12 protein-coding genes are annotated in these 16,228 nt (G+C 41.0%); all 12 read right to left on the reverse strand.

Annotation, left to right across the window (positions count from 1 at the left end; genetic code table 11):
- Window positions 1–39: 39 nt before the first annotated feature.
- A complete protein-coding gene (locus NQ541_RS07600; RefSeq protein WP_023922892.1) occupies window positions 40–2,241 on the reverse strand; it encodes a VanW family protein in 2,202 nt (733 codons plus the stop codon).
- Window positions 2,242–2,425: 184 nt separating this feature from the next.
- Entirely contained in the window at window positions 2,426–3,709 is a 1,284-nt protein-coding gene (locus NQ541_RS07605; protein WP_005610887.1) for a protoporphyrinogen/coproporphyrinogen oxidase, read from the reverse strand.
- 12 nt (window positions 3,710–3,721) lie between these two features.
- Window positions 3,722–4,837: a non-hydrolyzing UDP-N-acetylglucosamine 2-epimerase gene (gene wecB / locus NQ541_RS07610; protein ID WP_005610886.1), complete on the reverse strand. Its 1,116-nt coding sequence runs from the start codon at window positions 4,835–4,837 to the stop codon at window positions 3,722–3,724.
- 21 nt (window positions 4,838–4,858) lie between these two features.
- Window positions 4,859–6,130, reverse strand: coding sequence for a glycosyltransferase family protein (locus tag NQ541_RS07615; protein ID WP_005610885.1), 1,272 nt, complete (start codon window positions 6,128–6,130; stop codon window positions 4,859–4,861).
- Window positions 6,127–7,161 carry a glycosyltransferase family 2 protein gene (locus NQ541_RS07620; protein WP_005610884.1) on the reverse strand — a complete coding sequence of 345 codons (1,035 nt, stop codon included), beginning with the start codon at window positions 7,159–7,161 and terminating at the stop codon, window positions 6,127–6,129. Before NQ541_RS07620 ends, NQ541_RS07615 begins: the two co-directional genes overlap by 4 nt.
- A gap of 8 nt (window positions 7,162–7,169) precedes the next feature.
- Window positions 7,170–9,872, reverse strand: coding sequence for a glycosyltransferase (locus tag NQ541_RS07625; protein WP_005610883.1), 2,703 nt, complete (start codon window positions 9,870–9,872; stop codon window positions 7,170–7,172).
- Between the two features lie 32 nt (window positions 9,873–9,904).
- The gene (locus tag NQ541_RS07630; protein ID WP_044905628.1) at window positions 9,905–10,651 is read right to left on the reverse strand and encodes an ABC transporter ATP-binding protein; all 747 of its coding nucleotides are present in this window, start codon (window positions 10,649–10,651) and stop codon (window positions 9,905–9,907) included.
- Between the two features lie 20 nt (window positions 10,652–10,671).
- Window positions 10,672–11,463 carry an ABC transporter permease gene (locus tag NQ541_RS07635; RefSeq protein ID WP_044940608.1) on the reverse strand — a complete coding sequence of 264 codons (792 nt, stop codon included), beginning with the start codon at window positions 11,461–11,463 and terminating at the stop codon, window positions 10,672–10,674.
- Between the two features lie 124 nt (window positions 11,464–11,587).
- Window positions 11,588–12,013, reverse strand: coding sequence for a GtrA family protein (locus NQ541_RS07640; protein WP_005610880.1), 426 nt, complete (start codon window positions 12,011–12,013; stop codon window positions 11,588–11,590).
- Window positions 12,014–13,336, reverse strand: coding sequence for a DUF3329 domain-containing protein (locus tag NQ541_RS07645; RefSeq protein WP_005610879.1), 1,323 nt, complete (start codon window positions 13,334–13,336; stop codon window positions 12,014–12,016). It abuts the gene before it with no gap.
- Between the two features lie 27 nt (window positions 13,337–13,363).
- Entirely contained in the window at window positions 13,364–14,308 is a 945-nt protein-coding gene (locus NQ541_RS07650; protein ID WP_005610878.1) for a glycosyltransferase family 2 protein, read from the reverse strand.
- Window positions 14,309–14,339: 31 nt separating this feature from the next.
- Complete coding sequence (locus NQ541_RS07655; protein ID WP_005610877.1) at window positions 14,340–16,226, reverse strand: NlpC/P60 family protein; 1,887 nt, start codon at window positions 16,224–16,226, stop codon at window positions 14,340–14,342.
- Window positions 16,227–16,228 lie beyond the last annotated feature (2 nt).

The raw sequence follows: 16,228 nt of genomic DNA on the forward strand, positions 1-16,228 counted from the left end.
CGGATTTTTATCTCCAATGCCTTTTTCTTTTTTCTCCGCCTATCTTGAATAATAGGAAGAAGGAAGCTGCTCTGTCTTTACAACCTGCCCGTTTTTAATATACTTACGATATGCCACAGCACTTCTGCTTCCGGTCTTCCATGACACAATGTCTACTGAATCAAACCAGTCCGGCTGGATGCCCCATACTTCAGCATAAAGTGTATTTCCGCTCACGTATGTTACAAGTTTCACTGCATAATTGTAATCATTTCTGATCTTCAGATCAGACGATCCATAATTCACCATCGCATCCTGTCCGATCGGCACATAGGTAGATGGTACAGAATGATTCCTTCTCTGCACGATCGTAAGCCCTGCTCTCAATGCCGCACCGTACAGCGTCGTACTTGCCTGACAGATTCCTCCGCCATAACCGACTCCGCCTACAACGCCTCCCGGAAGAAAGCCTTGAGCCTTTCCACATGGACCTGCTATTCCAAAGAAAGAAAGCGTCTGTCCCGGCTGGATCGTAACCTGGTTAAAGTAAAGCAATGCTTTCGTCATATTGTATGTACCATTATAATTATTGGTAGATACGGTAGAAAATACAGAAATACGTCTTGGACTGTTCATCAGCCGGCCATACGCATCAAATCTGTATGTCACACCATTGATCGTGATCGTGCCATTCATTACCAGATGACCATAACTATTATAATAATAACGATAACCGTCCTTATTTCTCCAGCCTGTATGCATCTTTCCGCTGTCGGTGAGATAATACCAGTTTCCGCCAATCTTTAATCCTTTATTCCTTGCAAGCGTTCCATCTGCCTGATAATAGTATTTTCCACCATCTTTCGTCCGCCAGTAATCTTTCTTCATATTACCCGCAGCATCAAAATAGTACCAGTCATTTCCATCTTTTACACCATCATCAAATGCCTGTCGGCCCAACGGGGTAAAACCGATCACTTTTCCATTCTCGGTCTTCAGTCCCCGGTATGCTGCTCCGTTATTCTGGAAAATATAACGATATTTTCCAATCTTCATATCCCGGTTCAGTACCAGATGACCTTCCTCATCATAATAATACCAGTCAGCACCTTTCTGACGGAACTGGGATTCATATCGTCTGCCATTTCCATCCAGATAATACCAGTAGCCATCAATCTTCATCCCTGCATTCAGGATCAGATGTCCCTGAGCATCATAATAATAGTGACTACCATCTTTTTCTCTCCACCCGGAGCTTAACATCTTTCCATCTTTCTGGAAATAGTACCAGTAACCACTCAGCTTTTTCCCTGTATCTGTCAGGCAGAATCCCTGCTGGTCATAATAATACAGTCCGTCCTCCCCAACATACCATCCTGTATAAACTGCACCGCTTCCTGTAAATTTATAATGCTTTCCATTGATATCCAGTTCACAATTTGTCACCAGATATCCATTTTCATCATAATAATACTGCGTATTGTTCTTCTGACGGAACTGAGCCGTATATCTTCTTCCGCTTCCATCGACATAATACCAGTGACCGTCCAGCTCAATTCCACGGTTCGTTACTAAATGAGCTGCTTCATCATAATAGTAATAATTTCCTGCCTTCTCTCTCCAGCCTGAGCTTAACAGCTTTCCATCTTTCTGGAAATAACACCAGTAGCCATTCAGCTGCATTCCTGCATCTTCTGCCCGGCTGCCGTCTGCCTGATAATAATATGTATCTGTGCCGTCTGTATACAAGCCTGTATAAGCTGCACCACTTTCGGTAAATTTATAGTGCTTTCCATTGATGTCCAACTCCTCGTTCAGTACAAGATGTCCTTCCCCGTCATAATAGAAGCTCTGTCCGTTCTTTTGCCTGAAACTATTCTGCTTCATCACACCATCAGCATCAAAATAGTACCAGTAACCATCCAGACTGTATCCGGCATTTCTTAAATCCTTACCCTCCTGATAATAGTGGATTCCATCGGACTCTTCCACCCAGCCATTTTTCTCTTCCGTTATTCCGCTATTTTCTGAACTTTCCTCTGGATCTATCACGTCTTCTGTACTTTTCTCTGAATCCGTTACGTCTGCCTCATGTTCATTTTCCTGCTGTATAGCTGCTGCACTTTCCGTCTCTGCATTCTTCTCTTCCACAAAGCTTTCTGCCACATTCTCTGCTGAATTATCCATTGCATAAGAAGTCATCATCCCAGACAGGGAGAGAACAAACGTCAGCCCCAGGGCTGTCAGCCATTTCTTTTTCATAATGTCCCTTCCATCCTTTCCTTTTCTGAAAATCTTATAGTAATATTGTACCAATAAATTCTTTTTCTGACCAGTAAAAAAAGAAAAATTTACTTTCTTTTTCCATATTCTGTATTTTCTACGCTTTTTTATTTTAAACGCACGAAAAGGGAGAAAACTTTCATTTTCTCCCCTCACGGTCTGACTAATTATCTTTTAATTTTTCAGCAAGATTTTTGGCAGCGATCATAGAGTCTTCCATGGAACAATAAGTCCATGCACCATATCTTCCGATCGTGTAAATATTTTCATCTGCCAGATTTTTCTTCAGCTCTGTGATCTGAGCGTCTGTCTCTGAATTAATATGCACATAAGCCGGATCCATTAAAATGGTGGAATGTGCTTCTAATTTTGTCTCTTCGTCAATAATTCCCAGCTTCAGAAGATTCTCAAGTGTCAGTCTTAACTGCTCATCGATCATCCCCTGCGTTACAACCGCATCTTTACTGTATCCGATCTCAATATACATACTGAGCTTATCCGCATCCAGAATATTATCATAAAATCCAATCCGGTAAAAATTGATCTTTTTATCCGGGATATAGAACCAGTGTTCTTTCGTATACTTCGATTTTTTATTAAATCCAAGATTGAACACCAGTACTTTATTGTAAGAAAGTCTGGACTGAAGCTCATGCATCTTTTCTTCATCAAATAAAGTAAGGAACCGGTTCAGTGGTGACGTATTGATCAGATATTCATAAGAAATCTCTGATCCATCATTCAGGATCACTTTTTTATTCGCTCTGTCGATCTTATCAACCACATGATTTAACAGTACTTTCTCCTTATCCAGTGCATCATACAGGATCTGGATAAAAGATCCTGCTCCTGAACGTGGATACAGAAACGAATTATTGTAAGAAGTACTGTCTTTGTTCGCCTTCATATTGTCAATGATCGCCGGAATATCCGCATATGGGAAAAATCTTCCCATTGCATCTTTATCCAGAGTGGTCAGATCAACCGCATACAGCTTTTCATTATATGGCTTCAGGAATTTCTCAACGATAGATTTTCCAAACTTCCCGTACAGCATATCCAGGAAATTATCATACTCTTCTTTTTCCTCTTTATGGAAAAGATCATACAGGCAGTCGATAAACTCACTTTTTTCCAGTTGATGGATATTGGTCTGGAACGGATAATCTACCAGTTCTCCCTTGTAGATGATCTTTGTATTCTTATCTTTATAGATGATCTCATCCTCATCCACACTGTCGATAAACCGCTTTTTAAACTCATCTGTACTGAAATGGAAAAAGTGTCCGGCATAATCCCATACATAATCTTTTTCTTTGATCGTACGGCAATATCCACCGACTTCATCTTCCTTCTCTACGATCAGATAATCCCCATCTGCATAATTTGCAAACGTAAGTCCTGATATTCCTGCTCCGATGATCAGATATTTCACATTTCTTTCCATAAGGCCGCTCCTTTATAATCTGTCTTTAAACTTCTCAATGATCGCATCTGCAATTCTTTCACTCGCATGACCGTCTCCATACGGATTGCTTGCATGACTCATTGCATTATAAGCCTCTTTATCACTGAGAAGCTTTTTCGTCTCATTATAAATAACTTCCTCATCTGTTCCGGTCAGTTTCAGCGTACCTGCCTTGATTCCCTCCGGTCTTTCCGTCGTATCACGCAGGACAAGTACCGGTTTTCCAAGAGATGGAGCCTCCTCCTGGATTCCGCCGCTGTCTGTCATGATCAGATAACTCTTATTCTGGAAATTATGGAAATCAAATACTTCCAGTGGCTCGATCAGGCGAACTCTGTCGCAGTCATCAAAAACTTCTTTTGCAATCTGACGTACCTTCGGATTCATATGGATCGGATATACAACTTTCACATCTGCAAATTCATCTACGATCCTTTTGATCGCTCTGAAAATATGGTACATTGGTTCACCGAGATTTTCTCTTCTATGTGCAGTCAGAAGGATCATCCGGTCATCCCCGATCCAGTCAAAGATCGGATTTTCATAATTTTCATCAACTGTCGTTGCCATGGCATCGATTGCTGTATTTCCCGTAATATAAATATTTTCTTCCTTTTTCCCTTCATCGCGGAGATTCTTGGCACTTACCTCTGTCGGTGCAAAATGCATATCTGCAAGACATCCTACCATCTGACGGTTCATCTCCTCCGGGAATGGTGAATACTTGTTCCATGTTCTGAGACCTGCTTCGACATGACCGATCGCGATCTGACTGTGATATGCCGCCAGTGCACCGGCAAATGTAGTCGTCGTATCTCCATGTACAAGTACAATATCCGGTCTTTCTTTCTCCAGCACTTCCCCGATACTTCCAAGCACTCTCTGTACGACTTCATTCAGGGTCTGTCCCTGCTTCATAATATCCAGATCATATTCCGGTACAATATGGAAAGTCTCCAGTACCTGATCCAGCATCTGACGGTGCTGTGCCGTAACACAGGTGATCTGTTCGATCTCCGGTCTGGATTTTAATTCTTTTACAAGTGGAGCCATTTTAATTGCCTCTGGTCTGGTTCCAAAAACCGTCATGACTTTTATCTTGCCCATTTTCGTTTCCTCTCTTTTCTTTTATCTGTCCAGTTTCTCTACCATTGCATCAAATTTCTCTGCAACCTCTGTTGCATTAAACTGATTCATGCCATCCTGATCTATTTCTACTGTATAATTTTCATAAGCGATCAGATACAGATAGTTCTTGATCTCATCTACAGAATAAGAAACTGTCACGCCATTCACGGCACGTACAACATCTGCTCCTGCCCCTTCAAACATCGTCATTCCAAAGATCGGACGGTTTGCTCCGATATAATCTGCAAGCTTTGCGGCAAAAAAGATATTCTCATCCAGGATTCCATGCAGGTTCGCATCTACATGCAGCAGCCAGTCACTGTTTCTCATAATAGAAAGACTTGTCTTATAATCTACCGGTTTCTTGATCTTCACTACATCCAGCAATTCATGGTCGATCAGATAGACTTTGTCATTTGCTGCCATATGTCCATAGAACAGTACTTCCAGATGCTCTGCAAGGTCCGGATGCTCTTTCTTCAGTGCCGCAATTCCTTTCAGAAACAGTCTTGGAGTCCTGGTCGCATCCAGATGCCCGATATAAACCATCTGGATCTTATCACTGCTCCTCGGTGCAATCGACGCATCATACAGTTCCGCATCAAAACTATGTGGAAGTACGACCGCCTTCTTTGCAATTTCTTTTCCACAGGAACTGAGCATATATTTTTTCTGATAAGGATTATTGAAAATGATCTTATCGCAGTTGGAAAGAATATTATGTTCCAGTGTTCTCTCCTTTTCCAGTGCCTGAAGCGGAGCTTTCTGTCTGCGCTTCCAGAGCAGATTCTTCATCTCCCGGACCGGAGAGATCATTTCCCGGATTCCCATCTTTCTTACATACCGCATCTGTAAAGAATATGGGGACATCGTCTGCATTCCTTTCAGCACAAACGGATTATTGGCAATCGGATCTCCAAATGATGCGATCCAGGTAATCCCCGGTTTCATTTTCTTGATCTCAAGTCCGATCTCATGCGACTCAGGCGGCATGGAACGGGTCATAACAATATCATATTCGTTCTGATGCTTTCTGAAATATTCAACCGCAGCACTCTTCCATGTGTCCAGTGACTCTCCCTGAAGACAGATCTTCTTTACATTCCCACACTCAGGGAGCTGCTCGTTCTTTCCATAAGACCAGGAATCATTGCTGTCCTGCATACATACATCATACTGATACTTTGAATTTTTCAATAACTTATATGTTACAAGTCCCTCTGAAGAATTGATCGGTGGAAAATACCAACTAATTACTAATATTCTTTTCATCGTGCGAATCTTCCTTTCACTTTTCTTGCTAATACCATCACCTTGTGCCATTTTGATCCATCTACTTTTACAAATTTAAACTGCGTCTCACGGTTATATCTCACATAAGCCATACAGTTCAGACGGTCATAGAGCCTTTGATTCGTCTTTTTCAGGTAAGCATCAAACTCTCGGATTTCATTATATGCCCGCTTATGATCCTTATCGTATTCGCAATAAATTGAATAATGTGTATTCAATGTATAAGTCAGAATCATCTCAATGTACTCCCTCTTATTCGGAGTCAGATCCTTTTCAATTCCGGTATAATACTCGATCAGCCATTTGATCATCCGCTTGTGGTGTTCCTGATTTCTCACGAAATTGTCCATATTCATACTCTGATCTTTACGACCGATAAAATAGCGGTAAATATCCAGATGATAATAAGCAAATGTATCCACCTTTGTGATCGGCACAATATTATACTGCATATCTACATAAAAAGTCTTTTCGAGCATTTTAAGTCCGGATGCACGCAGAACTTCCGTACGGTAGGTCGTCGTTGCCATCATGAAATATTCTCCGTGAAGTATATTCAGATCGATCTCATTGAGATTATATTTTTTTCCGTCTTCCAGATCCTTATATTCAAAATATTCGGACTTTCCATTATAGACATGCTCTTTTCTGTAGTCACAGATCACGGCATCTGCCGTCTCTTCTTTTAAACGCTTTACAAATTCAATAAAATCTCCGATATTGACCCAGTCATCACTGTCCAGCACTTTGAAATAAGTTCCCTGTGCTTTCTCGATTCCGACATTGATCGTAGAACCATGTCCGCCATTTTCTTTATCTACAAAGACAACTGTCTGCGGATATTTTTTCTCATACGCTCTTGCAATGTCAGCCGAGCCATCTTTACTTCCGTCATTCACAACCAGTACTTCTATCTCTTCCAAAACTTCCGGTAACAATAACGAATCAAGACATCTTCTGAGATATTTTTCAACGTTATATGTCGGAACTAATACTGTTAATACCTTCATATTAATTATTACTCCTCCTTACGTCTGCTTGAAATCAATGTTACTATCCCGTGCGGCATCACCGACTTAATACCTTTTTTCACGTAATACGTGCTTTTCTTCTTTTCAGTATTTTTCTTTTCGGGATTTTTATTTTCGGGATTTTTATTTTCAGACTTCCTGCCGTCCCTTTTTCTGGCAGAAGCCTTACTTTTTTCTTCCTGAACCGGTATTTCCTGTTCAGCCTCCCCCTCATTTTCTTCAACCGGCTTCTCAGGAATCACATACTTCCCATCCGGTTTCTTTCTGAGATACTGCATCACATAACTGTATGCCTCAGGATACAGACTGAGACTTTCAAAAAAGTCCCACGCCTCCTGCCTCATCTGCCGGTCACAGTACCAGTTCAACTGCCTGTATACCAGTGGAGCGATCAGGAAACGGAATACATATTCCTTTTTCCCTGCAGTGTATCCGTCATTAATGATAGTTCTTAAAATGGAATGGATCTCATGTCCAAGTGAAAGTTTTTCCTCCTGGATTTTTTTCCGTTCCCCTTTCAGATACCGATAAACGTTCAGATCATAATATCGGATCGTATCAATTTCCCTGATACTGAGAGCCTGCCACTGCCGGTCAACGCTCTCCTTACCCGATGCACAGAATTTCGAGATGCTCTCAAGTTTCTCTGTTCTGTATACTGCTGTGGATAACAGAGGACCGGAATCTTTAAATCCATATCCCGGATACAAAAGATCTTCAAACCGGTACTGACTTCCATCCATCAGCATATCATAATCAGCTATTTCTTCCAGAAGACTTTTTTCATAATCTGCATAAGAGCCTCTGCAAAGAACAACATCCGCTTCTTCCTTTTGCAGTCTTTCGATCAGTTCTGCAAACTGCTCAGTGTCTACCCAGTCATTTCCATGGATCAAAGCCGTATACTTTCCTGCTGCACTTCGGATTCCCTCTTTTATCATACACCCCACATCTGTCTCTGCCGGATGCACGAATCGCAGAACCTCTCCTCCCAGTCGCATAAATTCGTCTTTTTCTTCTGCCTCCAGCTCCGTTCCCGTATCAGAGAGCAGAATCTCGATCTTTCCATTATACTTCTGATTCAGCAAAGATAAAAGACATTTTTTCGTCTTTTTATGTTCTGCCGGGTTCAATACAAGTACCGAAAGCACCGGCGGGCGTTCCACTTTTTTAGGAAACGATTCCCTTGGAGTTCTGCTCAGGACCTGTCTCTGCCGGATCAGTTCAATCTCTTTCTCTACAGTTTTCTCCACGCAGAAATTTTCTCTCGTAAACTCTGAAAGTTCTCTGCTGATCTTCAGATACTCTTCCGGATTATAATACAATCTTTCAATGATCTGTGCAAGTTCCAGCGGATCTTCCGGATCTGCCAGTGTATGAAACCGTTCCTCCTGCATAAAATATCCATTGGACGTTACCCTGGATCCGATCACGACCAGTCCCGACGAAGCACACTCTCCCATGGATACCGGATGTGCATCATGCCTTGACGGGAGCAGGGCGATTCCCTGCTCTTTATAAATCTCAGAAAGCTTATCGTTCGGAATAAATGTTCTGTGAAAATGGACATTTTCAAACTGCCTGAGCGGTTCTGTCAGCACTTCGTAAAAATCCCCATCTCCATATATTTCAAAACTCAGTTCTTTGAAAAATTCTTTTCTCGATAATTCAAGGATTGCCCGCACACTCAGATCCAGGGAATGTACCATGCAGTTGTCAAATTTTCTGATAATAATGATCTTTTTCCTGTCCTCTGCATTCTTTGCATGATATGGAAATCGCTGTTCATTGATCACATTATTGATCACACTGCTGTTCTTAAATTTCAGGCGATGCTGCTCTTCCGCAAACTCTTTCAGCCACTTTGATACAAAGACCCATTCCGCATTATCCATCTGTGAGTATTTTTTAATGAACGCATCCCGCCTGTCAAAAACTTCCGCTGAATTTGTCCTTATAAGCGGTCTTGTGAAATACGGTCTTACCAGATTTTCAACATACCTGTAAATGGACTCTGCCCCATGGCAGATAAAAATAAGCTGATCCGGCGGATAAACATATCCATCATAGATCGACATCAGATTTTCATCCACAAAATGAGTCACGATCACATGATACTGCCTTGAATCTAAAAGCTGCTTCAACGTTCCGTAATTTCCCTGCAGCACCGGGATTCCCTCCAGCTCATAAGACATCTCGTACCAGTTGGATGCCAGAATGGATGCAACCTGGATATGGATTCCCTTTTTCTGATATTCTTTATTTCTTGAATGTGCAAATGCACATAAATACAGATTCGCAAATGATGGATAATTCGGAACTACCACCAGTACATCTTTGGCCCCGGAGCACTCCGATGCAAGATAATAAGGCTGACTCAGTTCCTCAATTTCAATCTCATCAAACTTCAATGTCGATTCCGCAGAAATCACAAGTTCCACTTCCAGCCGAACCGGTGTCGTCAGCTCCATAACAGCCGTAGAACCGGCTAAGACCGGGTAATACTTATTAATATTGATGTATCCCCCGGCATTTTCTCCGCTTCCTCTGAAAGTAATCTTACAATATTTAGTTTCAGGATCTGTAAATTCTATGGCTTCTCCCGCTTCAAGTACCAGTCTTTCTGAAGAGTCATTCTTTATCACAGACTCTGTCAGTCCAAAAGTCCCGGCGGTCATCTTCTTAATCATCAGTTTCTCCTTTGATCCGCACCATACTATGATTATTTTGAAACCTGACTGTCATAATAAGCCTGACAAACCTTTTCTGTATTCCCGCTCATCACAACTTTTCCATGATCCAGCCACACTACCTTGTCACAAAGACTTCTGATCGAATCAATGGAATGTGATACATATAATACCGTCGTACCACCAGTAATCATACTTCTCATCTTGGCCTCACTCTTCTGCTGGAAATTCAGATCTCCTACCGACAGGATCTCATCCACGATCAGAATTTCAGGATCTACCTGTGTTGCAATCGAGAATGCAAGTCTTGCAACCATACCACTTGAAAAATTCCGCACCGGAACTTCCAAAAAGTCCTGCAATTCTGAAAATGAAACGATCTCATCAAACTTCTGATCGATAAATTCTCTGGAATATCCCAGAATAGAGCCGTTCAGATAAATATTCTCACGTGCCGTAAGATCCATATCAAATCCTGCTCCCAGCTCGATCATAGGACAGATATTTCCCGCTACAGTGATCTTTCCTTCTGTCGGCTTCATAACTCCGGAAACCACTTTCAGAAGCGTACTTTTTCCTGCACCGTTCCCACCGACGAATCCGACAACCTCGCCCCGTTCCACTTCAAAATTCACATGCTTTAATGCCCAGAAATCTTTATTTCCCTTTTTCTCATCTTTCTTTTTCGGCTTAAACATATTGATGAAAAATAACTTCAGCGAAAAATTTTTCTCTATGCCAAGATTAAATTTCATCGAGACATCTTCAACTTTTATCATGCTGTCCATACTGCACCTCTTTATACATAATAAATAAACTTGTCCTGATTCTTTCTAAATACGACTGCTCCGATGATCAGACTTGCGATCGAAGAAATAATACATGCCGCAAAATCCATGGACGTCGGAATCTGATGATACAAAATGATCGTTCTTGCAAAAGTAATAATATGATATAACGGATTCAGCTTCAGAACCATCTGCAATCTCGGATCTAACATATTAATATCATACATGATTGGGGTCATATAAGATAAAATCTGTATAATAATTCCATAAATATAGAACATATCCCTCAGAAATACTGAAACTGTCGCAAGGAACAGACTGACTCCCAGTGTAAATACAAATAAGAAAATAAAGGAAAGCGGAAGCAGAAAATGATAAATATTCAGCCCCGTTCCTGTCAGGATGATCACCGCATACAAAGGAATCAGTGTCAACAGGAAATTAATCCCCACAAATAAACACTTTGATAACGGGAAAATATATTTTGGAATATAGATCTTATTAATCAGTGAAAAGTTTGCAACGACCGAACTCATCGAAAGGTTGCTTGCCTCATTAAAATAATTAAAAAATACAAGACCCGTCAGCAAATACGTCAGGTAATTTACTCCCGGTGTCGAGAACTTGAATACATTGGTAAATACGATTGCCATAACGCACATCATCAGAATCGGATTCAGTAAGCTCCACAGCACTCCCAGCACAGATCTTTTATATTTAACTTTAAAATCTCTGGAGATCAACTGTTCCAGCAAAAAAGAATACCGCTTCAGACTCAGACAAATATTTTTAACAGTTTTCATCTTATCTTCCTTTCTCTTGGTATACATCTTTGTTATGATAAACTAAATTGCCTGTAGTGTCAATATTCTGGCTATTCAGCTTTTATTAAAAAATCCTTAACAGCAGGTTTTCATGAGTCGATCTTTATTCACTTTTCTCTTCTCTGAATACCACAAACCGCTGGCCTAAATAGTTCATTCCCACGAAAATACACATTCCCGCCAGCATGGCTATATTTTCCTGAGTCTTCACACTAAATCCGGAAAAGATCCATGCTGCCACCGGTTTTGCCAGTCCATATGCCACCAGATAACATCCCGCAATGTTCACAACAAATTTCAGCACAGTCTTTGCACTTTTCTGATGATTTTTAAAAGTAAAATACTTGTTCAGAAAATAGCTCACAATACTGCCTACTATATAATTTCCGGCACTCGACACCCAATAACTGCAGCCAAGACAATTATATAATCCAAACATTGTTCCTGTTCCAACCAGTGTATTGATCACTCCGACCAGTAAAAATTTCACTGTTGTTATATCAATCAACTTCTGTTTCTTCTCTTTCATTTACTCTGCCACTCCGATTATCGATTCAACTTGATAGTACGCAGCCATTGCTGCATTATTCCATACATACTGATTGGCCACATCCAAATCTGCAAGCCCCTTCAATGCTGCATATTCCGTCTCCGGTATGACTACCGGAAGCGTCAGATTCTTCTCACCTGCCGCAATCTGCTCTTTTGCAAGCCTGTCTCTCGCCATGCATTTTGCATAGGTATTATAAATATCCCAGCTTCCGTGGAAAAACTGAACAGTAAAAAATACAAGAAGAATCCAGCAGGAGCAGGTAACTGCTATTCCGATTTTTCTGTGCCAGAACTCCTCAACCATGATCAAGATCCCGACGATCAGGAAAAGGGCTGATGAAAGCATATTCCGCTCCGGGTAATAAGAGGCAACTGTATGCATAAAATTTGTAATCAGGCTTGCAGCTAAAAAGAAAAGTGCAATCCATGTTTTTTTATACCATTCCAAAATCACCGAACATACGATCAGTACAATCAGGATCAGCAATAAAATAAGCAGATGTTCTACATAAAGATCCATCGCATTGATAAAATTGTCCACATAGCCGTGCAGACCGGATGTGGCAACTTTATTTTTCAATGTACCCGGTGCCGTCATCATAAAAAGAAATCCTGCCAGCATCGTCAAGACACTTCCCATTCCCCATACCGGAATTTTTTCTTTCTTCATCCACCTGTGATATGCCAGTAATAAGACCGCAAGCACGATTGTCCCGAAGGAGGCTGTCTCCAGATAATCTCCCATGGCAAATCCGGCAACAAGAAACAGAATTTTCTGAATCTTACCTTCCATTACTTTTTCATTCTTTGCCAGCTTCATAAAAGGATATAAATAGTAAAGTGAAAAAGTACAGCCCCACAGATAATTACACGATCCGTCCAGCCAGAGCATCGTCTGTCCAAATGCCGGTGCAAAATACCAGACCAGACCAAAAATGCTTACCAGTGCCAGTGCATTTCTTTTTTTATTCCAGAATAAATACCGATATAGAATCAGGATCAGCATGGTAAAAATCACTGCATTCACCACATCAAAAATCCCGGACGGCAACAGCAAAAAAAGCTGAACAAAAAAATGTGCCACCAGTCTTCCGTTCATTCCTTTCGCATGTGCATACATGGATGGAAAAATATCCCACACCGTCTGTATCTTCTTATGTGTAGCAAAGCTGTTCATATAAGAATAGTCATCTGCTGCATAAAAGGTATAATGGTTCAGAAGGAACATGATGCCAAAAATTCCTGCCACAAGCAGGTAAAATAAATACTTGTTCCCATTCATTTTTCTGAGCGTCTTCATTTTCTTTTTCCCGTCTTTCTTTTTCTATTATTCTGACTCACTTTCTTCTTTTATATTGGTCTCCTGGATCAGATAAACCGGTCTTTTCTTTACTTCAAAATAAATTCTTCCAATATACTCTCCAATGACACCAATAGAAAAAAGCTGGATTCCTCCCAACGTCGTGATTAGAAGGATCGTCGTAAAATATCCCGGTGCATCGATCCCATGAAGCAGGATCTCTATCAGCAGATACAGCAGATAAAGGATACTGATCCCCATAAAAATCCCTCCAAGATAAATGCAGATCCGCAATGGCTGGTTATTAAATGATAAAATCCCATCTACTCCATATGACAGAAGCGATTTAAAGGACCACTTGCTGTTTCCTCCTGCACGCTCCTGATTCTCGTATTCGATGTAGATCTGATTAAAGCCGACCCACGAAAATAATCCCTTTGAAAACCGGTTATTCTCCTTCAGTTCCAACAACGCATGAATCGTGCGTCTGGATAAAAGCCTGAAATCACCTGCTCCATCGACCATTTCTACATTCACCAGTTTGTTCGCCAGCTTATAATACAATTTTGCAAAAACAATTGATAATCTCGAATCGCCTTTTCTGTTCCTTTTCGCAATGACCTGGTCATATCCCTCCTGATATTTCTCGTACATCTGCACGATCAGCTCCGGCGGATGCTGCAGATCCGCATCCATGATCACTGCACAACTTCCCTTGCAATGTTCCAGCCCGGAAAGCATTGCTGCCTCTTTTCCAAAGTTCCTGCTAAAAGAAATGTATTTTATTTTTTCTGACCTTCCGGCAAGTTTTTTCAGGAAAGCTAACGTATCATCCTTACTTCCATCATTTACAAAAATAATTTCAAAATCAAATGCCCTGCCCGTACACGTATCCACGATTGCCTTTGCAGTCCGCTCAATCACTGCTCCTTCATTATAGCATGGAACAATCACTGACAATAATTCTCTCATCGCCTGATTCCTTCCTTTTTGCAGATCTTCTTTACAGATATCTCTTGACAGCTACTCTCCAGGTTCCTCTGTCCCATTTTTCATAATAATCCACGTCATGAATAATAGTTCCGTATTTTGGACTTAATGCATGGATGATCTGGTTATTCCCTATATATAATGCCATATGAGAGACTCCACTTCCTTCTGTATAGCATACCAGATCTCCCGGCTTCCACTGACTTATATCCCATGGATCGATCCAGGTTCCTCCCTGTGCCTGCTCATGAGCGAGTCTCGGAACTGACACACCAAGCTGAGCCATAGCCCACTGCGTAAATCCACTACAGTCCCATCCACCGGTTGTTGCTCCGCCCCAGCGGTATGGAACCCATGTATAAGTACAAATTTCCGCTATTTTAGCCGGAACATCATTAAGCAGTCTTCCAGAAGTATCAAATCGGCAATTCACTCCATCAATTATCACTGTATCATTTGTAATCAAATATCCATAACTGTTATAATAGTAGCGATTACCATCCTTCTCTCTCCAGCCTGTATACATTTTTCCACTATCTGCAAAATAATACCAGATACCATCAATCTCCAGACCCTTATTTCTTGCAAGTTTTCCATCCGCCTGATAATAGTATTTTTCACCCGCTTTTGTACGCCAGTAATCTTTCTTCATATCACCTGAAGCATCAAAATAATACCAGTCAGTTCCATCTTGCACACTATCATCAAATGCCTGTCGACCCATCGGCGTAAAGCCGATCACTTTTTCATTCTCTGTCTTCAATCCACGATATGCTGCTCCGTTGCTCTGGAAAATATACCGGTATCCTCCAATCTTCAAATCCCGATCCATCACCAAATGACCTTCCTCATCATAATAGTACCAGTCTGCACCTTTCTGACGGAACTGAGATTCATAACGTCTTCCACTTCCATCCAGATAATACCAGTAACCATTAAATTGTATCCCTGCATTCAGGATCAGATGCCCCTGATCATCATAATAATAATATCCAGTATCTTTCTCTCTCCAGTCAGAATACAGCATTTTTCCATCTTTCTGGAAATAATACCAGTAACCATCTATCTGGCTTCCCATGTCGGTCAGGCAGGATCCCTGCTGATCATAATAATATGCTCCGTCTTCACCGACAGACCAGCCTGTATAAACTGCACCACTTCCTGTAAACTTATAGTGCTTTCCATTGATATCCAGCTCTCTGTTCAGCACAAGATATCCATTTTCATCATAATAGTACCACGTATCGTCTTTCTGGCGGAACTGAGACACATACTTTTTCCCGTTTTCATCCACATAATACCAGTGTCCGTTTATCCCTATTCCACGATTCATCACCAAATGGGCTGCTTCATCATAATAATAGTAATTTCCTGCTTTTTCTCTCCAGCCAGAACTTAGTATCTTTCCATCCTTCTGGAAATAATACCAGTAACCATCTATCTGCTTTCCGGTATCTTCTAAACGGCTTCCATTTGTCTCATAATAGTAAGTATCTGTTCCATCTGTATACCATCCTCTATAAATTGCACCATTTTCTGTAAATTTATAATGTCTTCCATTAATATCCATCTCCTGGTTCATTACCAGATGCCCATTCGCATCATAATAATACCATTCCCCATTTTTTTCTCTCCAGTAATTTTTCTGCATTGCACCTGTTGCATCAAAATAGTACCAGTAACCGTCAATTTCACATCCGGCATCATAAAGCTTTATTCCGTCAATATAAAAAAATGTGTCATTGTCACCTGTTACCCAGCCATTCGCATACTCAGAAACTCCTTGTCCATTTTCTGCAAGATCCTTGTTCTCCGAAATCTCTGTATCTGCATGGGCTGGCACTGCACTCCCCATCGCAAGTACCATCGACATCATAAAAATTACTGCCTTATTTTTCATTT

The organism is [Ruminococcus] lactaris ATCC 29176 (assembly GCF_025152405.1).
Classification (GTDB): Bacteria; Bacillota; Clostridia; order Lachnospirales; family Lachnospiraceae; genus Mediterraneibacter; species Mediterraneibacter lactaris.